The organism is Roseovarius sp. MBR-154 (genome assembly GCF_053628595.1).
The window spans coordinates 220,206-245,548 of the sequence record NZ_JBRJGR010000001.1; the positions used below are offsets into that span (position 1 = coordinate 220,206).

The 25,343-nt window shown below is 64.9% G+C and carries 28 protein-coding genes and 1 riboswitch; of the genes, 21 read left to right on the plus strand and 7 right to left on the minus strand.

Features of this window, described 5'->3' with window-relative positions; translation table 11 throughout:
• The first annotated feature begins 30 nt into the window (after window positions 1-30).
• Both ACSSV4_RS01035 and ACSSV4_RS01040 read left to right on the plus strand, forming a co-directional pair.
• Window positions 31-1,416: a cytochrome ubiquinol oxidase subunit I gene (locus ACSSV4_RS01035; RefSeq protein WP_454272879.1), complete on the plus strand. Its 1,386-nt coding sequence runs from the start codon at window positions 31-33 to the stop codon at window positions 1,414-1,416.
• 1 nt (window position 1,417) lies between these two features.
• Window positions 1,418-2,428 carry a cytochrome d ubiquinol oxidase subunit II gene (locus ACSSV4_RS01040; protein ID WP_454272881.1) on the plus strand — a complete coding sequence of 337 codons (1,011 nt, stop codon included), beginning with the start codon at window positions 1,418-1,420 and terminating at the stop codon, window positions 2,426-2,428.
• On the opposite strand, the gene ACSSV4_RS01045 is transcribed toward ACSSV4_RS01040, so the two are convergent.
• Together ACSSV4_RS01045 and ACSSV4_RS01050 are read right to left on the minus strand one after the other, a co-directional pair.
• Window positions 2,429-3,133 (minus strand): winged helix-turn-helix domain-containing protein, encoded by a 705-nt coding sequence (locus tag ACSSV4_RS01045; RefSeq protein ID WP_454272883.1) that lies wholly within the window; start codon window positions 3,131-3,133, stop codon window positions 2,429-2,431.
• A gap of 25 nt (window positions 3,134-3,158) precedes the next feature.
• Window positions 3,159-3,392: a hypothetical protein gene (locus ACSSV4_RS01050; RefSeq protein WP_080458137.1), complete on the minus strand. Its 234-nt coding sequence runs from the start codon at window positions 3,390-3,392 to the stop codon at window positions 3,159-3,161.
• Between the two features lie 194 nt (window positions 3,393-3,586).
• On the opposite strand from ACSSV4_RS01050, the gene ACSSV4_RS01055 reads away from it, so the two are divergent.
• From ACSSV4_RS01055 to ACSSV4_RS01070, 4 genes are all read left to right on the plus strand, one after another.
• Window positions 3,587-3,970 carry a hypothetical protein gene (locus ACSSV4_RS01055; protein ID WP_454272886.1) on the plus strand — a complete coding sequence of 128 codons (384 nt, stop codon included), beginning with the start codon at window positions 3,587-3,589 and terminating at the stop codon, window positions 3,968-3,970.
• Window positions 3,971-3,999: 29 nt separating this feature from the next.
• Complete coding sequence (locus tag ACSSV4_RS01060) at window positions 4,000-4,455, plus strand: hypothetical protein (protein ID WP_454272887.1); 456 nt, start codon at window positions 4,000-4,002, stop codon at window positions 4,453-4,455.
• 81 nt (window positions 4,456-4,536) lie between these two features.
• The gene (locus ACSSV4_RS01065; RefSeq protein ID WP_454272889.1) at window positions 4,537-5,157 is read left to right on the plus strand and encodes a ribonuclease HII; all 621 of its coding nucleotides are present in this window, start codon (window positions 4,537-4,539) and stop codon (window positions 5,155-5,157) included.
• A gap of 102 nt (window positions 5,158-5,259) precedes the next feature.
• Window positions 5,260-6,372, plus strand: coding sequence for a DNA methyltransferase (locus ACSSV4_RS01070; RefSeq protein ID WP_454272890.1), 1,113 nt, complete (start codon window positions 5,260-5,262; stop codon window positions 6,370-6,372).
• A gap of 85 nt (window positions 6,373-6,457) precedes the next feature.
• On the opposite strand, the gene ACSSV4_RS01075 is transcribed toward ACSSV4_RS01070, so the two are convergent.
• A complete protein-coding gene (locus ACSSV4_RS01075) occupies window positions 6,458-7,429 on the minus strand; it encodes a D-2-hydroxyacid dehydrogenase (protein WP_454272892.1) in 972 nt (323 codons plus the stop codon).
• On the minus strand, window positions 7,426-8,793 hold the full coding sequence (locus ACSSV4_RS01080) for an MmgE/PrpD family protein (protein WP_454272894.1): 1,368 nt from the start codon (window positions 8,791-8,793) through the stop codon (window positions 7,426-7,428). The genes ACSSV4_RS01075 and ACSSV4_RS01080 overlap by 4 nt, the downstream gene beginning before the upstream one ends.
• 127 nt (window positions 8,794-8,920) lie before the next feature.
• Window positions 8,921-9,025: riboswitch (TPP riboswitch) on the plus strand.
• Window positions 9,026-9,072: 47 nt separating this feature from the next.
• Between ACSSV4_RS01080 and thiD the strand changes: the two genes are divergently transcribed.
• The 15 genes from thiD to ACSSV4_RS01155 all read left to right on the plus strand — a co-directional run bounded on the left by thiD (window position 9,073) and on the right by ACSSV4_RS01155 (window position 21,696).
• Window positions 9,073-9,867, plus strand: a complete 795-nt coding sequence (gene thiD / locus ACSSV4_RS01085; RefSeq protein ID WP_454272896.1) for a bifunctional hydroxymethylpyrimidine kinase/phosphomethylpyrimidine kinase — start codon at window positions 9,073-9,075, stop codon at window positions 9,865-9,867.
• Window positions 9,864-10,850, plus strand: a complete 987-nt coding sequence (locus ACSSV4_RS01090; protein ID WP_454272898.1) for an FAD-dependent oxidoreductase — start codon at window positions 9,864-9,866, stop codon at window positions 10,848-10,850. Before thiD ends, ACSSV4_RS01090 begins: the two co-directional genes overlap by 4 nt.
• Window positions 10,834-11,031 carry a sulfur carrier protein ThiS gene (thiS, locus tag ACSSV4_RS01095; RefSeq protein WP_454272900.1) on the plus strand — a complete coding sequence of 66 codons (198 nt, stop codon included), beginning with the start codon at window positions 10,834-10,836 and terminating at the stop codon, window positions 11,029-11,031. The genes ACSSV4_RS01090 and thiS overlap by 17 nt, the downstream gene beginning before the upstream one ends.
• Before the next feature lies 1 nt (window position 11,032).
• A complete protein-coding gene (locus tag ACSSV4_RS01100) occupies window positions 11,033-11,803 on the plus strand; it encodes a thiazole synthase (RefSeq protein ID WP_350141471.1) in 771 nt (256 codons plus the stop codon).
• Window positions 11,803-12,399, plus strand: a complete 597-nt coding sequence (locus ACSSV4_RS01105) for a thiamine phosphate synthase (RefSeq protein WP_454272902.1) — start codon at window positions 11,803-11,805, stop codon at window positions 12,397-12,399. The genes ACSSV4_RS01100 and ACSSV4_RS01105 overlap by 1 nt, the downstream gene beginning before the upstream one ends.
• Window positions 12,396-13,379 carry a ThiF family adenylyltransferase gene (locus tag ACSSV4_RS01110; RefSeq protein WP_454272904.1) on the plus strand — a complete coding sequence of 328 codons (984 nt, stop codon included), beginning with the start codon at window positions 12,396-12,398 and terminating at the stop codon, window positions 13,377-13,379. The genes ACSSV4_RS01105 and ACSSV4_RS01110 overlap by 4 nt, the downstream gene beginning before the upstream one ends.
• A complete protein-coding gene (locus ACSSV4_RS01115; protein WP_454272906.1) occupies window positions 13,376-14,308 on the plus strand; it encodes an ABC transporter substrate-binding protein in 933 nt (310 codons plus the stop codon). The genes ACSSV4_RS01110 and ACSSV4_RS01115 overlap by 4 nt, the downstream gene beginning before the upstream one ends.
• Entirely contained in the window at window positions 14,305-14,985 is a 681-nt protein-coding gene (gene tenA / locus ACSSV4_RS01120; protein ID WP_454272908.1) for a thiaminase II, read from the plus strand. The genes ACSSV4_RS01115 and tenA overlap by 4 nt, the downstream gene beginning before the upstream one ends.
• A gap of 81 nt (window positions 14,986-15,066) precedes the next feature.
• Window positions 15,067-16,428 (plus strand): hypothetical protein, encoded by a 1,362-nt coding sequence (locus ACSSV4_RS01125; protein WP_454272909.1) that lies wholly within the window; start codon window positions 15,067-15,069, stop codon window positions 16,426-16,428.
• Window positions 16,429-16,520: 92 nt separating this feature from the next.
• The gene (locus ACSSV4_RS01130; protein ID WP_454272910.1) at window positions 16,521-17,801 is read left to right on the plus strand and encodes an ABC transporter substrate-binding protein; all 1,281 of its coding nucleotides are present in this window, start codon (window positions 16,521-16,523) and stop codon (window positions 17,799-17,801) included.
• Between the two features lies 1 nt (window position 17,802).
• Complete coding sequence (locus ACSSV4_RS01135; protein ID WP_454272912.1) at window positions 17,803-18,420, plus strand: hypothetical protein; 618 nt, start codon at window positions 17,803-17,805, stop codon at window positions 18,418-18,420.
• 22 nt (window positions 18,421-18,442) lie between these two features.
• The gene (locus ACSSV4_RS01140; RefSeq protein ID WP_454272914.1) at window positions 18,443-19,369 is read left to right on the plus strand and encodes a branched-chain amino acid ABC transporter permease; all 927 of its coding nucleotides are present in this window, start codon (window positions 18,443-18,445) and stop codon (window positions 19,367-19,369) included.
• Window positions 19,366-20,298 (plus strand): branched-chain amino acid ABC transporter permease, encoded by a 933-nt coding sequence (locus ACSSV4_RS01145; protein ID WP_454272916.1) that lies wholly within the window; start codon window positions 19,366-19,368, stop codon window positions 20,296-20,298. Before ACSSV4_RS01140 ends, ACSSV4_RS01145 begins: the two co-directional genes overlap by 4 nt.
• Window positions 20,298-21,014: an ABC transporter ATP-binding protein gene (locus tag ACSSV4_RS01150; RefSeq protein WP_454272918.1), complete on the plus strand. Its 717-nt coding sequence runs from the start codon at window positions 20,298-20,300 to the stop codon at window positions 21,012-21,014. The genes ACSSV4_RS01145 and ACSSV4_RS01150 overlap by 1 nt, the downstream gene beginning before the upstream one ends.
• Window positions 21,001-21,696, plus strand: coding sequence for an ABC transporter ATP-binding protein (locus ACSSV4_RS01155; RefSeq protein ID WP_454272920.1), 696 nt, complete (start codon window positions 21,001-21,003; stop codon window positions 21,694-21,696). Before ACSSV4_RS01150 ends, ACSSV4_RS01155 begins: the two co-directional genes overlap by 14 nt.
• 6 nt (window positions 21,697-21,702) lie before the next feature.
• On the opposite strand, the gene ACSSV4_RS01160 is transcribed toward ACSSV4_RS01155, so the two are convergent.
• The 3 genes from ACSSV4_RS01160 to ACSSV4_RS01170 form a co-directional block, all read right to left on the minus strand.
• Window positions 21,703-22,848, minus strand: a complete 1,146-nt coding sequence (locus tag ACSSV4_RS01160) for an alpha-D-ribose 1-methylphosphonate 5-triphosphate diphosphatase (protein WP_454272922.1) — start codon at window positions 22,846-22,848, stop codon at window positions 21,703-21,705.
• Entirely contained in the window at window positions 22,845-23,573 is a 729-nt protein-coding gene (locus ACSSV4_RS01165; protein WP_454272924.1) for an esterase/lipase family protein, read from the minus strand. Before ACSSV4_RS01165 ends, ACSSV4_RS01160 begins: the two co-directional genes overlap by 4 nt.
• Window positions 23,574-23,655: 82 nt before the next feature.
• Window positions 23,656-25,341 (minus strand): thiamine pyrophosphate-dependent enzyme, encoded by a 1,686-nt coding sequence (locus tag ACSSV4_RS01170; protein WP_454272926.1) that lies wholly within the window; start codon window positions 25,339-25,341, stop codon window positions 23,656-23,658.
• Between the last annotated feature and the right edge of the window lie 2 nt (window positions 25,342-25,343).

Genomic DNA, 25,343 nt, shown 5'->3' on the forward strand with positions numbered 1-25,343 from the left:
AAGACGTGAACCCATACCGGAGGTCACGTCATGGACACGCTGCTCTTGTCGCGTATTCAATTCGGGGCGAATATCTCGTTCCATATCCTGTTTCCGACAATCACCATTGGGCTGGGCTGGATGCTGCTGGCGTTCAAGCTGGCGTGGCAGCGCACCGGCGACGAGAAGTGGATGGAGGCCTATCGCTTCTGGGTAAAAATCTTCGCGCTCAGTTTCGGCATGGGCGTCGTGTCGGGCATCACCATGTCGTTCCAGTTCGGCACCAACTGGCCCGGCTTCATGGAAACCGTGGGTAATATCGCGGGGCCGCTCCTGGCCTATGAGGTGCTGACGGCGTTCTTCCTTGAGGCAGTGTTCCTCGGGATCATGCTCTTCGGGGCGTCGCGGGTGCCGGTGTGGCTGCACACGTTGGCCACGTTCCTCGTGGCCTTCGGGACCACCATGTCAGCGTTCTGGATTCTCGTCCTCAACAGCTGGATGCATACGCCAGTGGGATTCGAGATGCGCGACGGCGTGGCGCATGCAACCGACTGGCTGGCGATCATCTTCAACCCCTCGATGCCCTACCGGCTGACGCATATGCTGTTGGCGAGCGGGCTGACCGTGGCGTTCCTGATCGCCGGCGTCTCGGCGTTGCGCTGGCTCTGGGGGGACCGCTCAGAGGCAGTGCGCGCGACGCTGCGCACCGGGGTTTTCGTCGGTGCGGCCCTCATCCCGCTGCAAATCCTCGCGGGCGATTTTCACGGCCTCAACACGCTGGAGCATCAGCCCGCCAAGGTGGCCGCGATGGAAGGCAACTGGGAAACGCGGGGCAACGTACCGCTGCTGCTCTTTGCCGTGCCGGACGAGGAGGCGCGCGAAAACCGGTTCGAGATTGGCATTCCCAATGGTGCCTCGCTCATCCTCAAGCATCACGCGGCGGGCGTGGTGCCGGGGCTCAACGATTTCGTCGGCGAGGATGGCACCGTCACCCATCCGCCCGTCGCGCCGGTCTTTTACAGCTTCCGGGTGATGGTTGGCAGTGGCATTGCCATGCTGTTTCTCAGCTGGGGTGCCGCGATCCTGATGACGCGCGGCCGCGCCGGAGTCGAGGGGCTGCCGCGCCCGGTGCTCTGGGCGATGGTGCCGATGGCGCTGTCGGGCTGGGTCGCCACGCTGGCGGGCTGGTATACGACCGAGATCGGGCGTCAGCCCTGGCTTGTGACCGGCGTGCTGAGCACTGATCAAGCGGTGGCCGCCGTGCATGCGCCGATGGTCGCCACCACGTTGATTGCCTATCTCTCGGTCTATGCGGCGCTTTTGATCGCCTATATCAGCGCGATCCTTTACCTCGCGCGCAACGCGGCGCACGGGGACACGCTTGAGACCACCACCCCGCGCGGCCAGCCGATGGCCGCAGATGTTCCCGGAGAATGACATGACCTATTTCGGAGATCCCGCAGTCTGGCTGCCGCTCGCCTTTGCCGCGCTCATGGGCCTGTCGATCCTGATCTACGTGGTGCTCGATGGGTTCGACCTTGGTGTTGGCGTGCTGTTTCCCTTCGCGGAACCCGCCGAAAAAGACCGCATGGTTGCCTCGATCGGGCCGTTCTGGGACGCGAACGAGACCTGGCTGGTGCTGGCCATCGGCATCCTGCTGGTGGCCTTTCCGGCTGCACACGGCGCGATCTTGACGGCGCTCTATCTGCCAGTGGCGATCATGCTGATCGGTCTGATCCTGCGCGGTGTGGCGTTCGAGTTCAGGGCCAAGGCACCGCCCGCGCGTAAGGGATTGTGGAACCTGTCATTTTACGCGGGCAGCATGATGACCGCGCTGTCGCAGGGTTACATGCTAGGCATGTATATCATGGGTCTGGAACAACGCCCCGCGACATGGGCCTTTGCCGCGCTGACGGCGGTCTTTCTGACGGTGGGCTACAGCTTCATCGGGGCGGGGTGGCTGATCCTAAAGACCGAAGGCGCGTTGCAGCGCAAGGCGGTCGGCTGGGCCAAAGGTGGCATATGGGGGCTTATCCTGGGCCTTGGGGCAGTGTCACTGGCTTCGCCGCTGGTCAGCCCGCGCATTTTCGGCAAATGGTTCGCGATGCCCGAGGCGTTGTTTCTGGCCCCTCTGCCGATCATCTCGGCCGCGCTGGTGGCCCTTTTGTGGATTGCGCTGCGGCGGCTGCCCACAAGCGACGACAGTTTCGCGTGGTTTCCCTTCGCGGTCAGCATCGCGCTCTTCGCGCTGGCGTTCTGCGGCATGGCCTACAGCTTCTATCCATATGTGGTCCCAGAGAAACTGACCATCTACGAGGCCGCGAGCGCGCCCGAGAGCCTGTTCATCATCCTGATCGGCACGCTCTTCGTGCTGCCGATGATCTTGGGCTACACGGCACTGTCGTACCGGGTGTTCCGGGGCAAGGCGACGGCGCTCAGTTACGAGTGATCAGATCACCCGGATCACGTCCTTGTCGATGGCCAGCATGTAGCCGCGCCGCGCGATATTCTTGACCAGCAATTCGCTCACCAACTGATTGCCGAGGGTGTCGCGCAGGCGCTTGATCCGGGTGGCGCCTGCCGCCTCCTCGCAATCCTCGCTCTTGCGACCCGAGATCACCGCCTCGATTTCCGCCCCGGTCAGCACATCGTCATCGAGCCGCGCCTCGGCCAGAACGCTGAGCGTCTCCATCGCCGCATCGGTCAGCTTGAAGCCCATATTGTTGAGATAGACGGTCTTCTCGTCGCGGCTGATCAGCAGGGAGCTGACCTGAATGCCCGACCGCTCGATCTGCGCCATGCGGCGATTGAGTGTGATCAGCATCACCAGAAAGACCAATGCGGCCACCAACAGGGCGGTGGCAAAGACCAGCAGCACGAATATGACCATCCGGTAACTGACAAGTGTCTCCGAGAAGGCCGTGCCCGAGAGCGCGAGGATCTCCAGCAGCTTGATCTCGCCCTCGCCGGTCAGCGCGTCGTTCTCGATGAAAATCCGCTCGACCCGTGCGTTGAAGGCATTGGCGTCGGGCAGGCTGAGAAACAGGAACACAGCGGCGAGCGTCAGTATCGCGACAATCGCGATAACCCCGAAGACCACCACCCGGTTGCCGGAGCGGCGCGCATCCGCCGCCGTGGCATCTATCCCGCGCATCGGCGCACCCTTGCGTCACTCACCGTCACTTTTCCTTCTTCGACAACACCTTGAGCAGGGTCAACCCGCGCGCAGCCAATTGCGAGCGCAGCGCGGCCTCGGCTTGCGAACACGGTGCGTTGACCGTGGTCACATCATAGTAAAGCTCAAGCGGCTTGTCGCGCTTGGCCTTGTATTCCACCTGACAGGCGGCATGCGCTGCCCCGGCCATGAGCGACAGGCCAAGGGCGGCAATGGTGAGGCGTGTGATCTGTGTCATGGCGGCAAGATGCGCCGAACCCCGCGGCTATTCAATATCCTGTGACGGGAAATGAATCATTGAGAGCCTGTTATCTGATATCATTAGGCCGATATTGCCTGTCTGGGCAGACATGGCCCAGCTTCAGGGTACAGCGGACGGTCACTCGGGCCAGACGCAGGGACAAAGACCCAACATACCTGAAAGGAAAGACCATGCACCGAAAATTCATCGCCTTCATCATCGGTTCGGCCATGACGGTCACCAGCCTTGCCGCCTCGCCGGTCGAAGCCCGTGACCGGGGCGAGACCGCCGCCATCGTCGCAGGTGTTGCAGCATTGGCCATTGTCGGCGCCACGCTGGCCAGCGACCGCAAGAACAAAGGCCATGTCTCGCGCGGGCACGGATATCAAACCCGCCATTACGCCCCGCGCCAGCACCGCGGCTACCAGGCACCGAACTATCGGACGCATCAGAGCCAATCCTATCGCCCGTATCGGTCGCATGGCTATCGCCCGCAACGCTCGCATGGGGCCCGTCCCTACGGCTACCGCCATGGCGGCTACAATGCCTATCACCGCTACGGCTACGGTCGGTAAACACCTGGAAAAAAGGAAAGGACAGTCTCATGTTTGCGAAATTCACCTCTCTCCTGACGGCTGGCGCGCTTGTCCTCGGCACCGGTATGGCCGCGCCCGCCAGAGCCGACAACGATACGGCGGAAATCTTTGGGGCGCTGATTGCCGGTGGCGTGATCGGTGCGCTGATCGCCAATGACAGCAACAAGAGCCGGAACCGGGGGCATTCCGTCTCTCGCAATTATCGCAACGATGGCTATCGCGATGACAGCTTTCGGGGTGGGCATTCGCGGGGCCATGACACGGGTTACGGCCATAGCAAGAGGGTCAACCTGCCCGGGGCTTGCCGCGTGAATAGCGGCCATCGTTCGGGCTATTCGGGCAACTGTCTGCGCGGGTACAGTTACAGCCATGCCGCCCTGCCATCTGCATGCGCCGTGCATGTCGGTGGTCATCACCGGACCATTTATCGCGATCGGTGTCTGAACCAGTACGGCTATTACTGATCCATCCGCTTATGTGTCGAAGGGAAGGCGCCTGCGCCTTCCCTTTGCATTTTCCGGGGCGGCGTGCCATCTGCCTGATCCATGACAGGCCCCGATCTCTTGTACGAAACCGAGGCCCGCGCGGCGGGCTATTTGCGCATTGCGGGGGTGGACGAGGTCGGGCGCGGCCCGATTGCCGGGCCGGTGACCGCCGCCGCCGTGATCCTCGACCCCGCGTGCATCCCCGACGGGCTGAACGATTCCAAGAAGCTGAGCGCACCCCGCCGTGAGGCGCTCTGTGCCGCGTTGATGGGCTGCGCGCAGGTCTCGGTTGCGCATGCGACGGTCGCGGAAATCGACGAAATCAACATCCTGCGCGCCGCGCATTTGGCGATGGAACGGGCGATTGCGGGACTTGAGCCTGCCCCTGACATGGCGCTGATCGACGGCAATCTGATCCCGCGCGGCCTGACCCTTCCGGCGCGCGCGATCATCAAGGGCGATGCCGCGTCACTGTCGATCGCGGCGGCCTCGATTGTGGCGAAAACATGGCGCGATCAGCTGATGCGGGATTTGGCGCAACAGTTCCCCGGCTACGGCTGGGAGCGGAACGCGGGCTATCCATCGAAAAGCCACAAGGCAGCCCTTCTAAATCTCGGCGTGACCCCACACCATAGACGTTCCTTCAAACCGGTCCACAATATCTTGTATCAAGAGAAATAACTAACCCACTGATTCAAAAAAGAAATTGACGGCGAATCGGGTTTGACTCATCTTTGTCCCCAATAACACCAGAGCGCATGAGCGCCGGGACAGAGGCAGAAGATGAAAACGATGACCAAGAAAAAGAGCGCGCCTGCGCTCCCTCTCAACACGATTCTGGACGGTGATTGCATCGAGGTGATGAATGGCCTGCCAGAGGCCAGCGTCGATCTGATCTTTGCCGACCCGCCCTATAATCTGCAACTGCGCGGCGATCTGCACCGCCCCGACAACAGCCAGGTTGATGCCGTCGACGACGCCTGGGACCAGTTCGCCAGCTTTGCCACCTATGATCTGTTCACACGGCAATGGTTGACGGCGGCGCGGCGTATCCTCAAGCCCACCGGCGCGATCTGGGTCATCGGCTCCTATCACAACATCTTTCGCGTGGGCGCCGCGTTGCAGGATGCGGGCTACTGGATTCTCAACGACGTGGTCTGGCGCAAATCTAACCCGATGCCGAATTTCCGCGGCAAGCGTTTCACCAACGCGCATGAGACGATGATCTGGGCCAGCAAGGAAGAGGGCGCGAAATACACCTTCAACTACGAGGCGCTGAAATCGCTCAATGACGGTATCCAGATGCGCTCCGACTGGGTGCTGCCGATTTGCACCGGGCATGAACGCCTCAAGGATGACAATGGCGACAAGGCGCACCCGACGCAAAAGCCTGAAAGCCTGCTGCACCGCGTTCTGGTGGGATCGACCAATCCGGGCGATGTGGTGCTCGATCCGTTCTTCGGCACCGGCACCACCGGGGCCGTCGCCAGGATGCTGGGCCGCGACTATATCGGGATCGAGCGCGAGGCCGCCTATCGCAAGGTGGCCGAAAAGCGGCTCGCCAATATCCGCAAATACGACCGCGATGCGCTTCAGGTCTCGACCTCCAAGCGGGCCGAGCCGCGCGTGCCCTTCGGTCAGTTGGTCGAACGCGGCATGCTGCGCCCCGGCGAGGTGCTGACGTCGATCAACGGCAAGGCGGCCAAGGTCCGCGCCGACGGCACGCTTGTGGCCGATGGTATCAACGGCTCGATCCATCAGATCGGGGCGCATCTCGAAGGTGCCCCCTCGTGCAACGGCTGGACCTATTGGTGCTATCGCCGCGACGGCAAGACCGTGCCCATCGACGTGCTGCGCCAGCAGATCCGTTCGGAAATGGCCGATCGGCCGAACTGATCAAATGGTCACCACCGGTGCCCGAGGCCTGACTTGATCGGGCACCACTGACCTGCCCCGCCGCTATGGCGGGGCCTTTTTTGTGTCAGTAGCCGCGATCCGGATCGACGATATTGAACAGGCTTTCTCTCTTGCGCCAATGACCGAGGTTTTCGAGGAACAAGTCAAACGACTGCATCGCCCAATCGGCATGCACCGCCGAGCAATGCGGCGACAGGATCACCGAGTCGAGCCGCCATAGCGGGCTGTCTGCGGGCAGCGGTTCGGTCTCGAACACGTCGAGCGCCGCCCCCCGCAGGTGCCCCACGCGCATCGCGTTGACCAGCGCCGCACCGTCCAGGACACCGCCGCGCGAGACATCGACAAGGATCGCGTCCCGCTTCATCGCCATCAGGGCGCGGGAGTTCACGAGGCTGCGGGTCGAGGGCAGGAGCGGCACCGACAGCACCACGATCTCCGCCTTGCCCCAGAGGCCGGGCAGCGCCGTAGCGGGGTGCACCTCGTCGACATTCTCCATCGGCTGCGGCCGGGCGCGGGTGCCGATCACCCGCAAGCCGAACGCCTTGGCCCGTGCCGCAACTGCCTGACCGGTATGGCCCAGCCCGACGATCAGCATGGTCTTGCGCTTGAGCGGCGTCATCAGCCGATTAGGCGGCCAATACCGCGCGGCGCGATCTGTCGCCATTCCGTCGATATCGAGCGTGAAATGCAGCACCGCGCCGAACACGTACTCCGCGATCATCGCGGCGGCGACCCCGGCGGCATTGCTCACCGTCACAGCACCGCTGTCCCAAGGTGTCAAATGATCCACCCCGGCCCCGCCCACGGCGATCCAGCGCGGGCCATGCGCGCCCAGCAGGGCCTCGCGGGGATAGCCCCTGCGCCCGTGGAAGGCGACGGAATAGGCGATATCGGGCCGAAACTCGGCCAGCACCGGCTCAAGACCCTCGTAGCTGTCATGCCCGCGCGCCTCGATCTCGGGCGCGACCTCGGTCAGCCGTGCCAGCATCGGCGCGGGGTCGCTGGTATGGATGAGGATGCGCGGGGCTTCGGTCATGGCCTGTCCGGTTCGGGGTATACAAGGCACGCAAGCTGCGAGAATTCGGTGCCTTGGTCAAGCAATCGGTGGCGCATCGCCCACAGCGCCTCGATCCGTGCCTCAGAGAGCGCCCCCTCGGCCATCACCGATAGCTTGGCGCGAATATTGGCCTCGGGCATCGGTGCCTCGGGTCCGCCGCGCGCGTTGCAATCGCCCGAGAGCACCGCTCGACCGTCCTTGAGCCGCACCGTGACATCAGACCACCGCCCCTCGGGGAACCGTGCGGAATGGCGCGGCTCCTCGTACACGGTGATGCGGGCATGCATCGCCGTCACGCGCGGGTCGCGCAGCGCGTCTCCGGTGATCTCCTCCGGGCCGAGGCGGCCATGCACAAGCCGGGCCGCCAATGCGAAACCGAGCGAATACTGCGCCTCGCTCGTGGTTTTGGGGATGCCCGGAAACAGAGCGGCGGATTGCGCGAAAGTGCCCACCTCCAGCGCCTCGATCTGATCCGGGCTGACGCCCTGTTCCTCGACCAGAACCCGCAGGCATTCGAGCGCCCCATGCGCCCAGCGGCAGATCGGATAGGGCTTGATATAGTTGCGCATCACTGTCCAGTGGCGACCAAGATCAGCCCAGACATGCGCCACCTCAGCGCCCTCGACTGTGATCGCGGGAGCGCCGGTAAAGCCGCGTTCGGCCTGCAACAGAGACGAAATTCCGACAAATGCCCCCATGCCAGAACCATCATGCAACATCGTGGGGCTTGCGATCTCGCGCATCATCTGGCTGCGCGGACCGTGATATTCGGCGATGCCCAGCGCGTGGCGCAGCACACCCGCGTCGCAGCCCCGCAGATGCGCCCCGAGCGCGGCCACACCCAGCGCGTTCCATGCGCCGGAGGTGTGGTAATCGCTCACCGTGGCATGCAGCGCCACAGCAGCGCGCGCCGCCACCTCGTAGCCCATGGCAAGTGCTGTCAGCGCCTGCCGCCCGGTCAAATCGGGGCGCGCTTCGGCAAAGGCGAAAAGCGCGGGCACCAGCGCGCAGCCGATATGCCCCTTGGTCGCGTTCAGCCCGTCATGCGCGTCGAGATTGTCGATCTGCGTGGCCAGCGCCCAGGCCGCCCCCGGCATGGCACAGTGCCGCCCGTCGAAAAGCAGCGTCGCACGGTGGTCCTCGCGCGCCGCGCCATGAAAATCGCAGGCGAAATTGCGCGCGATCCGCCCCACATCGAGCGACGCCGCCCCTGCCGCGACCCCCAATGTGTCAATAAGCAAGGTCGCAGTCTGCGTCAGCACCTCTTCGGGCAAGGCCAGGGCGGGATCGAGTGCGAAGCGCGCGATCGGATCGAACTGTAACGGATTGGCAGCGTAGGACATGATCGCACCTTTCAGGATCGGCTCATCTCCATCGTGACGCAGGCTGCTGGTGTCTTGCGGGTGGTTTGCGACATTTCCTGTCCCGCTTTCCCCCTTGCGAGCGCCCATTCTGACTGTTACCTATTTGGCAACTCCGTTGGGGTGCCCGGGATGCACGGGCTGAGAGGCGATGCGCCAACCCATCGAACCTGATCCGGCTAACACCGGCGTAGGGAACGGACCGTCGCACGCCTCGCGCGCCCCCCGTCCGTTCCCGGCATAGACTGAGAGGAACGGCAGATGGTTGCCACAGCTTTGACAATCGCAGGCTCCGACAGCGGTGGCGGCGCGGGCATTCAGGCCGATCTCAAGACCTTTTCGGCGCTGGGCGTTTATGGCACCAGCGTGATCACCGCCGTGACGGCGCAGAACACACGGGCCGTGACCGATGTGCACCCTGTGCCCAACGCCACGGTCGCGGCGCAGATTGCGGCGGTTTTGGGCGATATCAGGGTCGATTGCATAAAGATCGGTATGCTGGGCGATGCCGCGCTGATCGAGACGGTGGCGCAGGCGCTTGAGGGGTATCGCGGCCCCGTGGTGCTCGACCCGGTGATGGTGGCGAAATCCGGCGCGCGGCTCTTGCCCGACGCGGCACGGGCGGCGCTGACAGCACATCTGGTGCCGCGTGCCGACCTGTTGACTCCGAACCTGCCCGAGGCGGCGGCGCTGTTGGGCGGCGCCGAGGCCGAAACCGACGCCGATATGCAGGACCAAAGCGCGCGGCTGCGAGGCATGGGGGCGCGAAACGTGTTGATGAAAGGCGGCCACGGGCAGGGTGAAACCTGCACCGACTGGCTGATCGCCGATGAGGTGACGCGCTTCGACGCGCCTCGCATCGCCACCCGCAACACCCACGGTACCGGCTGCACGCTTTCATCTGCCATCGCGGCGGGGCTGGCAAAGGGACTGACCTTGTCAAATTCCGTCGAGGCCGCCCATGACTGGCTGCACCGCGCGATCCTTGCCGCCGACCGGCTGGAAATCGGGCAGGGCCATGGCCCGGTGCATCATTTTCACGAGGTTTGGAGATGACCGAAGCTGTCACAATCCGCGGCGCGGGCATTGTCGGCCTGTGCGTGGCCATCGAACTCATCAACCGGGGCGTCCCCGTCGCCCTGCGCGATCCCGCGCCCGAGCCCGGCGCACATGGCTGTTCATGGTGGGCGGGTGGCATGCTCGCACCCTATTGCGAAGGATTCACCGCCGAAGAGCCGGTGGTGCGGCTGGGTCAACAGGCCGCCGATTGGTGGCAGGCCCAGGGTGTCACGGTGATCCGACGCGGATCGCTGGTGGTGACCTTGCAGCGCGACCGCCGCGAGCTCGACCAGTTCGCGCGGCGCACCACCGGGCATCGGCTGGTCACCGGCGAGGATTTGGCCGTGTTAGAGCCGCATCTCGCCGATCGTCACGACCGCGCGCTTTTTTTCGCAGACGAGGCGCATATCGACCCGCGCGCGGCGCTGATGCATCTGCGCAAGCGCCTGGAGGATACGGGTGCGCGGTTCGAGCAAGAGGATGCTGCCCCCACCGGCCCGGTGATCGACTGTCGCGGGCTGGCGGCACAGGACAGCCTGCCCGACCTGCGCGGCGTAAAGGGTGAGATGGTGGTGCTGCGCAGCCCTGATGTGACCCTGACACGGCCCGTTCGCCTGCTGCATCCGCGTTTTCCGCTTTATATCGTGCCGCGCGGCGACGGCATTTTTATGCTGGGCGCGACGCAGATCGAGAGTGAGGAGCGCGGCCGCGCTTCGGCCCGGTCGGTGATGGAACTGCTCTCGGCGGCTTATGCGCTGCACCCGGCCTTTGGCGAAGCCGAAGTGCTGGAGATCGGAGCGGACGCGCGCCCGGCCTTTCCCGACAACCTGCCGCGCGTCACCCGCAGAGGCGACACGATCCACGTCAACGGCCTCTTCCGCCACGGCTTTCTCTTGTCACCTTCGGTGGCACGGATGACCGCCGGGCTGGTGATGCGCGACAATGAAAAACCGGAGTTTTATCATGAAGATCACGGTTAACGGAACCGCGCAGGAGACCGCCGCCGAGACACTCGACGCGCTGCTGATCGAGCAGGGCTACGGCGAGGCCAAGGTCGCGACGGCGGTGAATGAGAATTTCGTTCCTGCCGCTCTCAGGCTGGAACAGAGACTGAAAGACGGGGATCGCGTGGAGATCGTGGCCCCGCGGCAAGGGGGCTGACATGCCGACGTATTACGACACTGAGGTCACATCGCGCCTGATGCTGGGCACCGCGCAATACCCCTCGCCCAAGATCCTTGCCGAGGCGTTCAAACGCTCCGGTGCGGGCATTGCCACCGTCTCGGTGCGCCGTGAGGCAGGGGGCGAACGCGCGGGACAGGCGTTCTGGGACATGATTGGTGACTTGGGCGTTCATGTCCTGCCCAACACTGCGGGCTGCCATTCGGTGCGTGAGGCCGTGACCACGGCGCAGATGGCGCGGGAACTCTTTGACACCAACTGGATCAAGCTGGAGGTGATTGGCCATGCCGACACGTTGCAGCCCGACCCGTTCGGGTTGGTCGAGGCGGCGCGCATCCTGACCGATGACGGATTTCAGGTCTTTCCCTATTGCACCGAGGATCTGGTGCTCTGCGAACGGCTGGTCGAGGCCGGGTGCCGGGTACTGATGCCCTGGGGCGCGCCTATCGGCACTGGACTGGGGCTCAACAATATCTACGGGCTGCGCAGCTTGCGCGCGCATTTCCCCGACCTGCCGCTGGTGATTGACGCAGGGCTCGGCGTGCCAAGCCAAGCCGCCCATGCGATGGAACTGGGCTATGACGCGGTGCTGCTCAACACGGCAGTGGCCAAGGCGGGTGATCCGGCGGCAATGGCCGAGGGGTTTGCCCGCGCGCTGGAGGCCGGGCGTCTAGGCTATGAGGCCGACCCGATGGAGCCGCGCGACATGGCCGCGCCTTCGACGCCGGTGCTGGGGAGGGCGTTTACCTGATGACCTTGCCGCGTTTCTACCCGATATTCGACAATACCGAATGGCTGCGTCGTCTGCTGCCGCTTGGCGTTGGGCTGGTGCAATTGCGGATCAAGGACCTGACCGGTGAAAAGCTGAAACAACAGATTGCGCAGGCACAGAGCCTGTGTCGCGAGACTAGTGCTATCCTTGTCGTCAACGATCACTGGCAGATCGCCATCGACCTTGGCTGCGATTGGGTGCATCTCGGGCAGGAGGACTTGGACACCGCCGACATCCCAGCCATTCGTCGCGCCGGGATCAAGCTGGGCCTCAGCACCCATGACCATGCCGAACTCGATCGCGCGCTGTCGCATGATCCCGGCTATGTTGCCCTCGGCCCGGTCTACCCAACCATCCTCAAGAAAATGAAATGGCACGAACAGGGTCTGGGGAAAGTGACGGAATGGAAGCGGCTGATCGGTGATATCCCTCTCATCGCCATCGGCGGCATGTCGGTGGAGCGGGCGCAGGGCGCGTTCGACGCCGGTGCCGATGTGGTCTCTGCCGTTACCGACATCACGCTGAACGCTGACCCCGAGGCGCGGGTGCGGCAATGGATCGAGGCCACGAAATGACCCGTTATGCTCGCCAGATCGCCCTGCCCGAGTTCGGGCCAGCCGGTCAGGATCGGCTGGCGGCGGCGCATGTGCTGGTTGTTGGCGCTGGCGGGTTGGCAGCACCCGTGTTGCAATACCTCGTGGGCGGGGGCGTGGGCCGGATCACGCTGATGGATGGCGACCGGGTGTCCTTGAGCAACCTGCACCGGCAGACGTTGTTTCGCATGTCTGACATCGGCCTGCCCAAGGCGCAGATCGCCGCCGTTCATATGGCAGCACTCAACCCGGAATCCGAAATTTCCGCCGTGTTAGAGCCGCTTGATCCGCAGAATGCACCCGAACGTGTCGCCGTCGCCGATCTGGTGCTCGACTGCGCCGACAGCTTCGCGGCAAGCTATGTGCTGTCCGACACCTGCCTCGAACAGGGCACGCCGCTCATCAGCGCGTCGGTGGTGGGCACATCGGGCTATTGCGGCGGGTTCTGCGGTGGCGCTCCGTCATTGCGCGCGATATTCCCCGACCTACCGAACCGTCTCGGCAGTTGCGATGCAGATGGCGTTCTGGGGCCCGCCGTCGGCGTCATCGGTAGCCTTCAGGCACAGATGGCCATGTCCGTTCTGGCCGGATTAGAGCCAGAACCCCTCGGGCAGCTCGTCAGTTTCGAGGCCATTGGCCACCGCTTTGGTGGCTTCCGTTTCGACGGCGCGCCTGAGCCCGACTGCGGCTTTGGATTTATTGCGTCTGCGCAAATTGCGCCCGATGACTGGCTCGTCGATCTGCGGGCAGAGGACGAATCCGGCCCTGCCCTGCCAAACGCGACACGGCGGACGGTCACCGATTTCGACCAACCGGACACCACTCCCCAAGGCCCACGCGCCGTGCTGGCCTGTCGGTCAGGCCTGCGCTCTTGGCAGGCCGCGACGCGACTGCGCGGTCACTGGGACGGAGAGATTGCATTGATCGCCCTCGGCGATGTTCAACAGGAGACACAGACATGAGATACATCACCCTGATCCTCGCGTTTCTGGCCGCCCCGGCCATGGCGCAGGACAAGATGACCCTGATTCTCGACTGGTTCGTGAACCCCGATCACGGGCCGATCATCCTGGCCGAGGAACTTGGCTATTTCGAGGAGGCCGGACTGGAGGTCGAGGTAATTGCCCCCGCTGATCCCTCCGATCCGCCCAAGATGGTCGCCGCCGGGCAGGCGGATCTGGCGATCTCCTATCAGCCGCAGCTGCACATGCAGATCGAGAACGGGCTGCCGCTGCGCCGGGTGGGCACGCTTGTCGCCACCCCGCTCAACTGCCTTCTGGTGCTGAAGGACGGCCCCGTAAAATCCACGGCAGACCTCAAGGGCCGCAAGGTGGGGTTTTCCGTGGCGGGTGTGGAGGAGGTGCTGCTCTCGACCATCCTCGCGCAGCACGGGCATAGCCTCGATGATATCGAACTGGTGAGCGTCAACTGGTCGCTCTCGCCCTCGCTGATGTCGGGGCAGGTGGATGCGGTGATCGGGGCCTATCGCAATTTCGAGCTTAATCAGATGGAGATCGAGGGCGTGCCGGGTCGCTGCTTCTATATCGAGGAAGAGGGCGTGCCCGCCTATGACGAGCTGATCTATGTCGCAAATCCCGACCGGATGAATGCCGACATGATCCGCCGCTTCCTCTTCGCTACCGAGCGCGCGACACAGTACATCATGAATCACCCGCAAGAGAGTTGGGAGATTTTCGCGGGCACGTCGCGCGAGTTGCAGGACGAGTTGAACAAGAAAGCCTGGGTCGACACTTTCCCGCGCTTTGCCACCCGCCCCGCCGCGCTCGATCACGCGCGCTACAAGCGGTTCGAGCAATTCCTGCTGGAGGCGGGAATGATCGAGAATGACACGCCCGTTTCGGGCCTCGCAATGGACCTGAACGCGGAATGACCCATGACTACGGACTGAGCTTTCCCCGCCTGCGCGATGCGGCGGGCAAGGTCTGGCAGGATTACACCCATCACGCCTTTGTCGAGGGGGTGCGCGCGGGCACGCTGCCGCGCGAGGCGTTTCTGGGTTATCTGGTGCAGGATTACGTTTTTCTCATCCATTTCGCCCGGGCCTGGGCACTGGCGGTGACCAAGGCCGACGCGCTTGAGGAAATGCGCGCCTGTGCCGCCACCGTCGATGCGCTGGTCAATCACGAGCTTAGCCTGCATGTAAAGACCTGCGCCGAGGAGGGGCTGTCAGAGGCCGACCTCTACAACGCCGAGGAACACCCCGCCAATCTCGCCTATACGCGCTACGTGCTCGATGCCGGGCACTCGGGGAATTTCCTCGACCTGCTGGCGGCGCTTGCGCCCTGCGTCATGGGCTATGGCGAAATCGGCGCACGATTGGGGCCGGTGCCTGACGATCACCCCTATGCCGATTGGATTGGCACCTATGCGGGCGACGACTATCAGCAGGTCTGCCGTGATGCGGGCGCGCTTTTCGACGGGGCGGTTGCGCGTCGTCTGGGCGATGACCCCACGGCCACCCCCGGATGGGACCGGCTCTGCCACCGCTTCACGACCGCCACGCGGCTGGAGGTCGCGTTCTGGGACATGGGGCTATCCTTCGGGTAGCGGCGCGGCGCGTTGTGCCTTCCCCACGCTCGGCCAATGGGTCAGACTGGCGTAAAGCCAAGGTGGGGGAGTGACCGGAACATGGTGAGGCTCATGCTGAGCGCGTTGCTGCTGGGTCTCACGACCGGCGCGGTCTGGGCGCATGCCTCGGAACAGGGCTTCGTTCTGCTCTTGCCCACCGATGTCTATATCGCGGCGGGCGGGGCGACGGTGGCGCTGACCGTGGCACTTCTGGCGGTGCTGCCGGGCGGTGTGGCAGGGGCGTTCTTTCGACCTGTGACGTTGGCCGCCTCACGGCCAAGGCCGCACCACATGCTCAGTCTTGTGGCAACCGGTGTCCTATTGTGGCTGATCTGGCGGGGTCTGTCAGGGCCGCGCGATCCGATGCTGAACCCGCTATCGCTGAGCGTCTGGGTGGTGTTCTGGATCGCGCTGGTCAGCCTTCAGGGGCTGATCGGCGATCTCTGGCACGAGATCAACCCATGGTCCGGTATGGCCACACTTTTTGCCCGGATCACAGGGTGTCGCGCGCCTATGCGCTATCCGAGGGTGCTCGGGCATTGGCCCGGCGTGTTGAGCTTTCTGGCCTTTGCGGGTTTTCTGCTGGCCGATCCCGCCCCTGCCGATCCGGCGCGGCTGGCACTGGCGGTGGCGGTCTATTGGGCGATCCACATGGCGGGAGTCCTGCTCTTCGGCGGCGCGTGGCTGTTGCGCGCCGAGGGGATGACGCTGCTGATGCGCAGCTATGCGCGGATGGGGCTTTTGGGCCGGGCGCGTGGGCGGCTGGCGCTGGGCCTGCCCGGCTGGCAGGTGCTGGCCCGACCGATGCCATCACTCAGCCTTGCGGTTCTGATGCTGATCCTGCTCGGGAGCGGCAGTTTCGACGGGCTGAACGAGACCTTTCTCTGGATGGGCTGGCTCGGTCTCAACCCGTTGGAGTTTCCGGGCCGTTCCGCCGTAATAGGGTCTAACCTCCTTGGGTTGCTGCTCAACAATCTGGGGCTGATCGCTGTCTTTGCACTCTGTCTCTGGCTTGGTGCGCGGCTCGCAAAAGAGCAGGCGGGTATGGGCCTGCTCATCCGCCGCTATGCAGCCACGCTCCTGCCGATTGCCTTGGCCTATCATATCGCCCATTACCTGACGAGTTTCCTGCTCGACGGGCAATATGTGCTGGGCTGGCTGTCCGAGACGCTGGGCGCGGGGCATGTCCATGTCACGGCGGGGTTTCTCAACAGCCCCGGCCCGGTGCGGCTGATCTGGATGACGCAGGCGGGCGTGGTGGTCGCGGGGCATGTGATCGCGCTGCTGCTGGCGCATGCCATCGCCATACGCGCTGGTCAGAGCATGCGGCGCGCGACACTGGCGCAGGCCCCGCTTGCGCTCTTCATGGTGGGCTATACAGTCTTTGGCCTGTGGCTCTTGGCCACGCCGCGCGGGGCCTGAGGGCTAAAGGGCTGGACATGCAGGCCGCTGTTGCGCAATTTGCGAGCAACCGGGCCTTGCGGCCCTAGTTCTGACTGATCGGAGGATCGCCCATGACCACCCCGACGAAAAACGCCACCCGTCGCGGCGCGCTCAAGACACTGGCAGGCGGGGCCGCCGCCACCCTGCCGCTCTGGGCCCGCTACACCTACGCCCAAAGCGCCGAACCCATTCGCATCGGGTTTCAACAGCACCGCACCGGCATCGGCGCGGCCTATGGGCGCTGGTATGGTCGGGCGACCGAGGCGGCGGTGGAACTGATCAACGCGGATGGCGGCATCAATGGTCGCCCCATCGAAATCATCGCCGAGGATGACGGCACCGACCCCAAGCGCGGTGCCGAGGTGGTCGAGAAATTCGCCAATCAGCATGGCTGCGATGTGGGCTTCGGCACGCTCTTCAGCCATGTGGTGATTGGCTCCGCCCCCCGCGCCGGAGAGTTGAAACTGCCCTATTTCGTGGTATCGGAGGGCACGCATGTTTCGTCGGGCATGCTCAACCGCTACACGTTGCAGCCGGGCATTACGGATGTGCGCAGCCAGGTCATCGCCATGGCCTCCTTCATCACCGATACGCTGGGCAAGAAGGTCACGATGATCTTTCCCGATTACGGTTTTGGCTATGATCACCGCGATGCGCTTGCCCCGGCCATCAAGGCACATGGCGGCGAAGTGCTGGCCAAGATCGCCATCCCGCCTTCTGAGACCTCCTTTACCAAGTATTTCCCCAAGATCCCGCGCGACACCGAGGTGCTCTATCACGTCATGGTCGGACCTGCGGTGCTGACCTTCGTGAAGGAATTGGGCGAATTCTTCGGCGGGCAGGGGCCGCAGCTTTTCGGCTTCATCGACAGCCTCGAGGCGGTGGCGATCGACAGCCCCGGGCTCGACTTCCTCGAAGGCAGCCATTTCTGGGAAGGCATGTGCCGCCACCAACAGCCCGACGAGAGCGCTCATGAGGCGTTTTATCGCGAGGCTGTGGGTGTGGATGCGCGCGGCGCGTCGGTGAACGATCCGGCGGATGTGTCGACCTATGGCCACATGTTCGGCTGTTGGGAAACGCTGCACGTGATCAAGGCGGGCATGGAGGCGGCAGGCTATCGCGGCCCGAAAGATCGCACCGCGCTGATCGAAGCGGTCGAGGCTATGACCGATATGCCCCTGTCGCGCGCGCATCCCCAAGGGGCCAAGCGGTTCAACGGAAAGACCCATCAGGTCTTTGGTCATCAATATATAAGCCAGGTGCAGAATGGCGGGCTCGTGCGTGTGCATACCACCGCGATCGAGGATTCGGTCTATCCTGATATGGTCGATTACACCACGCAGGCGTTCTGATATGGGACTGGCGGCGCTCTTGCGGGGCATGCTGACGGGCACGATTCTGTTGCTCGCGGCCTGCGGCGCGCCGCCCCCGGCGCAGCCGCAAGAAGTCAGCCGCCTTGCTGCCGCGATCCGAAGCCTTGGCCCGGATGTGGACCCGGAGGAGGCCGACCAAGCCGCGCGCATAGCCTATCGGCACACCCATGATCTGGCACTCGAATACCAGATCACCGATCCGCCCATCGTGCATAACACCAAGGTGAATATGGGGCTCAAGCCCCGTGGTTTGTGCTGGCACTGGGCGCGCGACATGGAGGATCGGCTGGCACGGGAAGAGTTCCAGACGCTCGACCTGCATCGCGCGGTGGCCGGTGCTGACAATGCCTTTCGCCTCGAACACAGCACCGCGATCATCAGCGCGCGAGGCGACTCCTATGACGAGGGTATTGTGCTCGATCCGTGGCGCAAGGGCGGGCGGCTGACTTGGGTGGGCGTACGCGAAGACCGCATGTACGACTGGGAGCCGCGCATCGAGGTTGTGGCTCGCGCGCTCGAGCGCAGGCACGGCCAGATCGTGACGCTGACCGACGATCAACGACTCCTCGTAGGCGGGGTGGAGTACGCAGCGCAATGACACTGCGAGACCAGACAGCCTGATGGATCTTGGCCCCTATCTCGTGCTCGCCACACTGGAAGGCGCGGTGACGGCTGCGGTGCTGGCGCTGACCGCCGTGGGGCTGAGCCTCGTGTTTGGCGTGATGCGGGTGGTCAATATCGCGCATGGCGAGTTCTTCATGCTGGGCGCGGTGCTGGCGTGGTGGGTGGCGACCAGCATCGGCGGGCACCCGGCACTTGGCTTCGGAGCGGCGCTGATCGCCGCACCCCTGATCGTCGGCGCGCTCGCCATGGCGGCCGACATGACCATTCTCAAGCGGCTGGGTTATGACCCGGAGCGGACCATCGTCGCTACCATCGGCCTGCTCTACATCATCGAGCAACTCACCCTCATGGGCTATGGCCCCGAGGCGCGCCCGGTCGAGGCACCGTTCAACACGCGCCTCGCGATCCCGTGGTTTGAGCATGGCCCAGAGGGCTGGCAGATGATCTGGCCCTGGGGGCTGGGCACCACCTCTTACAAGCTGGCGGTGATCGGGTCGGCGGTGCTGCTCCTCTGCGGGGTCTGGGCGGTGATGGCGCGCACGCGCCTGGGCCTCGTGATGCGCGCCACGCAGGCGGATCGCGAGATGGCGCTGGCCTTCGGCATCCCGGTGGAGCGGGTCTATGCCATCACCTTCGGTCTTGGCGCGGGGCTGGCGGCGCTGGCCGGGGTGCTGATCGTGCCGATCCAGCAGGCGCATTACCTGATGGGAGCCGATCCGCTGCTGCTGTCGTTCATCGTGGTGATCATTGGCGGGCTGGGCAGCCTGCCCGGCACGGTGCTGGCCGCCGTGCTGATCGGGCTCAGCGACGGGATCATCTCGGTCTTCTTCTCACCGACGCTGGCCAAGATCATCGCGACGCTGCTGGTGGCGCTGGTGCTGGTGTTCCGCCCGCAGGGCCTGTTCGGGACGCGCGCGGCATGAGAGCGCTGGCACTGCATCTGGGCGTTCTGGCCGTTTTGCTGGCGCTGCATTTCGTGTTGCCCACATATCATCACGGCAATCTCGCGCGGATCATGGTGCTGGCAAGTTTCGCCATGGGGTATAACATCCTCTTTGGCTATACCGGCCTGCTAAGCCTCGGCCACGCGCTGTTCTTCGCGGCTGGGATGTATGGCATGGGGCTCTCGGTGCAGCATCTTGGGCTGAGCGCCGGGTCTGCAATGCTGATCGGAGTCCTCTCGGGCGCCGTGGTCTCGGGCGCGCTGGCGCTCCTGGCGCTGCGCACGAGTGGCGTGGCTTTCATGATCGTGACGCTGATGTTCGCGCAGGCGGGATACCTGACGATACTGCACTTCTCAGAGTGGACCCGCGGCGATGAGGGCTTCGTGCTGGCGCAGGCGGGGCGCATGTTCTGGGGGGTCGATCTCAGCGACCCGAACGCGCGCTATCTCGCGGCGCTGGCGCTCTTCTCGCTCTGCCTTATGCTCAGCCTCTGGCTGGTGCGCGCGCCCTTTGGCCGGGTGCTGGTGGCGATCCGCGAGAATGAGGAGCGGGTGCGCATGCTGGGCTACGACACCTTCGCACATAAACTTGCCGCACTGACAATCTCGGGCACCATGGCCGCGGCTGCGGGGGCCGCTTACGGCATCCTCTTCGGCTATGTCGGGGCCAGTTTCGCCGCCGTGCAATATTCGATCCTGCCGCTGCTTTACGTGCTCTTGGGGGGGGCGGGCACGGTGATCGGGCCGTTCATCGGCACGCTCTTCATGTTCTACCTGATTGACCTCAGTTCCGGGATCACCACCGCCTATATGCTGATTGCGGGCGTGGTGCTGGTGGTGCTGACGCTGTTTGCGCCGCAAGGGATCATGGGCGAATTGCGCCGCAGGCTGTGGAAAGGGCTGCCGTGATGCTCTTGTCGGTGCGCGGTCTCTCCAAGCGGTTCGACGGATTGCACGCGGTCGAGAGCGTCGATCTCGACCTGCCCGAGGGTGAGATCCGTGCGTTGATCGGCCCCAACGGCGCGGGCAAGACGACGCTGGTCGGCATGATCGCGGGGCGCATCACGGCAAGTGCCGGGCGCGTGATCTTTGAGGGCGAGGATATCACCCGTCTGCCCGCGCATCGCCGCATCGCGCGCGGCATGGCCTATACGTTCCAGATCACCTCGGTCTTTGCGCGGCTCAGCGTGGCCGAGAATGTGGGCCTTGCCGCGCGTCGTCACCTGCATGGCTCGGCGGCGCGCAAGGCTGTGGCAGAGGCGCTTGATCGCGTGGGACTGGGCGCGCGGGCAGAGCAGGAGGCGGGCGATCTGGCTTACGGGCATCAGCGTCTGCTGGAACTGGCCATGGGCATCGTGCAGCGTCCCCGCCTGCTCATTCTTGACGAGCCGACGCAGGGCCTCTCGGAGGGCGAGATCGAGGCGTTTCAGAGCCTGATCCGCGATCTGGCGCAGGAGACGACGATCCTGCTGATCGAGCATAACATGCGGGTGGTCATGGCGCTTGCCGATCGGATTACCGTGCTCGACGGAGGGCGGGTGCTGGCCGAGGGTACGCCTGAGGAAATTCATTCCAATGCCGCTGTGCAGGCTGCCTATCTGGGGGGGGCCGATGCTGCAGGTTGAGAGGGTCGGCGCAGGCTACGGGCGCGCGCAGGTGCTGCGCGACGTGTCGCTCGACGTTGCCCCGGGCGAAATCCTGTGCCTGCTGGGACGCAACGGGGCGGGAAAGACGACGCTGATGCGCACGGTCATGGGGTTGTTGCCGCTGATGTCGGGCGCGGTGCGGCTCGGGGGTGTGACGCTGAGCGATTTGCCGCCGCACGAGGTGCCGCGGGCGGGCGTGGGATACGTGCCGCAGGGGCGCAGGCTGTTTTCGGGTCTGAGCGTCGCGCAAAATCTGGAGATCGGGCTGATGGCAGGTGCGCAGGGTATGGCCACGCGCGAGGAGGTGCTCGACCTTTTCCCGCGCCTGCGCGACCGGCTGGGTCAGGCGGCGCAGACGCTCTCGGGCGGGGAACAGCAGATGCTCGCCATGGCGCGGGCGCTCTGCCTTGCGCCGCAGGTGCTGCTGCTTGATGAGCCGACAGAAGGTTTGCAGCCCTCAATGATCGCCGCCATCCGCGAGGTCATCACCACGATGCGCGCGCGCGGGGTGGCGGTGCTGCTGGTGGAACAGCGGCTCGATGCGGTGCTGTCGGTGGCCGACCGGATCGCCTTTCTGGAGGATGGGAAAAACGGCCCGTTGATCCCTGCCGCCACCCTGCGCGAAGACCGCACCATCGCCGCGCGCTATCTGGGGGTGTGACGGCGCTCAGCCGATGAAGCGCGCCGCTACGGATCCGGTCATGTAGCTGATGCTCCCGCCCGCCATGGTCGCCACGATGCGGCGGCTTGCCGGGTCGATCACCGTCAGGTCGGCGCGCAGGCCGGGGCGCAATTCGCCGCGATCCTCCAGCCCAAGGATCTGCGCCGGGCCAAGCGAGATCAGCCGCCAGGCGGAGGCCAGATCGCAGACTCCGCCATCGGCCAGCAGGAACGCTGCGCGCTTCAGCGACGGGTAGTGGTAATCCGAGGCGAGCGCGTCGATGAGGCCCATGGCGGCCATCTCGAGTGCGCTTGCATTGCCCTTGTGCGAACCGCCGCGCACCAGGTTGGGGGCACCCATGATCACGCTGTCGCCGCCTGTGCGGGCGGCCTCGGCCGCCGCCAGCGTTTCGGGGAATTCTGCGATGCGGATGCCGCGTGCGCGGTTTCTCGCGCGGTCGGCGGCGGTCGCCTCATCATGGCTGCCAAGGCGCACGCCCGCCGCGATGAGCCGCGCGCTGAGCCCGTCTAGCGCGGCCTCCGCCTCGTGCATCCGGGCGCGCAGGTCTTGCATGAAGGCGAGGTGCTTTTCGGGATTGCGTCCGATGCGCAGCGCCTGACCGGTCAGGCGGGGCGGGCGCTTTCCCTTGCTCAGCTCCTCATGCGGCAGGTGGTCGTTGAACACCACGTAGGGGATGGTGTGGCGGGCGATCATCTCTTCGACGGCGGCGTAGTCGTCGAGCATCGGGGTCTCGAAGCGCAACTGCACCAAGAGGTCGGTGTCCACTTGCGGGCGGATGGTGGCGAGCCCGGCGAAGACCTTCTCGGCAAACTCCGGCCCGCGCATGCCGCCTTCCCAGCTGTAGAATTGCGCCAGAGTGGCGGTGGTGATGCCGTTGGCGGCCAGTTCGGCCTCGGTGGCAATGAGGCCCTGATCCACGTCCTTCATCGCGCCGCGCCGGGGGGCGAGGTGCCGCTCGAACCCGTCGCCGTGGATGTCGACGATGCCGGGCAGGATCATGTAGCCCGACAGGTCAACGTTGCGGCCCGCGGGCGCGTCGGTGACACGGCCATCGGCGATGGTCAGGTCGCGCACCTCCGGCCCGTCGGGCCAGAGCACCTGCGCGCCCTGCAGGGTGAGGGCCGCGCTCATCCGCCGCGCCGCCCGAAAATCACATCGCCGAGGGTCAGGTCGTGATCGAACCGGCCATGCTCGAGAAATTCCTCGACCTGCGCGATCACCAGCGGGTTGTTCATCAGAAAGGTATGCGTCACCGGCAGGGTCAGGTGATCGGCCATGCCGTCCACCCTCGTCGATGCGACCGAAACCTTGCCATCGTCCGGACCCTCGATCAGCGACGAGTAATAGGGGTTGAGCGAGCGGGTGCCCGCGATCACGCCCAGCTCGAAATCGACCGGCGGCAGGTTCTCGGGCACGCCGCCCGGCCCGGTCTGAAGCTGCAGCCCCGCCGGGCCGTTCAGCCATTTGAACAGCTCCAGCCCGCCCAGTTCGTCCACCAGTTCGCTGCCGTGATTGGGCGGGGCGAGCATGACGACGCGGCCCATGGTCTCGGGTCGGTTCTCGGCCAGCCAGACCCGCAGCAGGATGCCGCCCATGGAATGGGTGACGAAATGGATGCGCGTCTCACCGCAGACACGCAGGGCGTAAGGCAGCGTTTCATCGGCCAGTTCCGCGATGTCTTCCTCGGTCGAGGGGTAATCGGGGCTGAAGACGTCATAGCCCTGCGCCTCCAGCACCTCCTGCATCACGAGGAATGAGGCATCACTGCGCGCCAGCCCATGCAGCAGCACGACGCAATCGGCCCGCGCGAGTGCGGGGGCGAGGGTCAGGACCATGATGAGGGCGAGACGGATCATGCGGGTGACATAGGCGGAAATGGACGGGCTGTGAATAGCGACGTTGCGGGTTGTGCCAGCGGCGGCCCGGTCGTTCCGAGTCTTATCCCTTCGCTACCTTCTCCAGCCCCGACGCGCGCATCTGGCTCAGCGTCATGCGCGGGGTCAGCGCCTCGGGCGAGATCGCGAGATCGAGCACCGCCCCGGTGGGCGAGGCGCAGGCGCGGGCGAAGGCGGCGGCGAAATCCTCGGTGGTTTCGACGCGTTCGGCATGAAAGCCGTAGGCGCGCGCGAGAGCCGGGAAATCGGGATTGACCATGGTGGTGCCCGACACGCGCGCGGGATAGTTGCGTTCCTGATGGGCGCGGATCGTGCCGTAAATGCCGTTGTTGAGGATCAGGATCACCGGCTGCGCGCCTGCTTGTGCGGCGGTGGCGAGTTCCTGACAGTTCATCTGGAAATCGCCGTCGCCCGCGAAACAGACCACGCGGCGCTCGGGATGCACGATCCTGGCGGCGATGGCGGCGGGGATACCATAGCCCATCGAGCCCGATTGCGGGGCGAGCAGTCGCATGTCGCGCCCGTATTTCAGGAACCGCCCGGACCAGATCGCGAAATTGCCTGCGCCGTTGGTGATGATCGCATCCTCGGGCAGCACCTCACGCAGATGGGCGGTGACGCGGCCCATATCGACGGGGGGCGGCTGATCGGGCAGGTCAAATGCGGCCTCGTAAGATTTCCGCCCCTCGGTGCGCCAGTCGGACCAGTCGCCGCGCACGGGGCCCGCCGCATCAAGCGCGCGGATGAAGGCGTTGGCACCGGCCTGAACGCCCAGTTCCGGCTGATAGACCTTGCCCAGTTCCAGATCAGAGGCATGGACATGGATCAGGCGTTGCGCGGGCTGCGGCACGCTCAGGGCGGAATAGCCATCGGTGGAATTTTCACCAAACCGATTGTTGATCGCGAGGATCACGTCGGCGCCGGTTATCAGCGCGCGGACATGGGGCATCATGCCCACCCCTGCCTCGCCGCAGAAAGAGGGCGAGTGATTGTCGAACTTGTCCTGGTAGCGGAAGATCGAGACGACGGGGATGTCGGAGGCTTCGGCAAAGGATTGCAGCGCCCCACGCCCCGCGGCGGACCAGTTGCAGCCGCCATAGAGGATGAGCGGGCGCTTGGCCGCGCCGAGCATGTCGCGGGTTCTGGCAATCGCCTCGGCGCTCGGCTCTGCCTCGGGATAGTGGCCGGGGCCGGTGAGGGGGGGCGTCGAGGTGGTGGCCGTCAGCATGTCCTCGGGCAGGGCCACGACCACCGGGCCGGGGCGGCCCGTGAGGGCGGTTTTCCACGCGCGGGCGGTGATCTCGGGGATGCGGTCGACATCGTCGATCTCGACCGCCCATTTGACCATGCTGCCAAAGACAGCGCGGTAGTCGAGTTCCTGAAACGCCTCGCGCCCCTTCATGGAGGTCGCCACCTGCCCCACGAACAGGAGCATCGGCGCGCTGTCCTGCATCGCGGTATGCACCCCGATCGAGGCATTGGTGGCACCCGGGCCGCGCGTGACCCAAGCGATGCCGGGACGGCCGGTCAGCTTGCCATAGGCGGCGGCCATGTAGGCGGCACCGCCCTCCTGTCGGCAGAGCGTGAAATCGAGCTGACCGGCGGTGTCATGCAGCGCGTCAAGCACCGCCAGATAGCTTTCGCCCGGCACGCCGAACGAGTGCCGCGCGCCAAGCGCCACGAGACAGTCCACCAGCAATTGCCCGCCATGGCGCGTGTTTTGGGTCATGC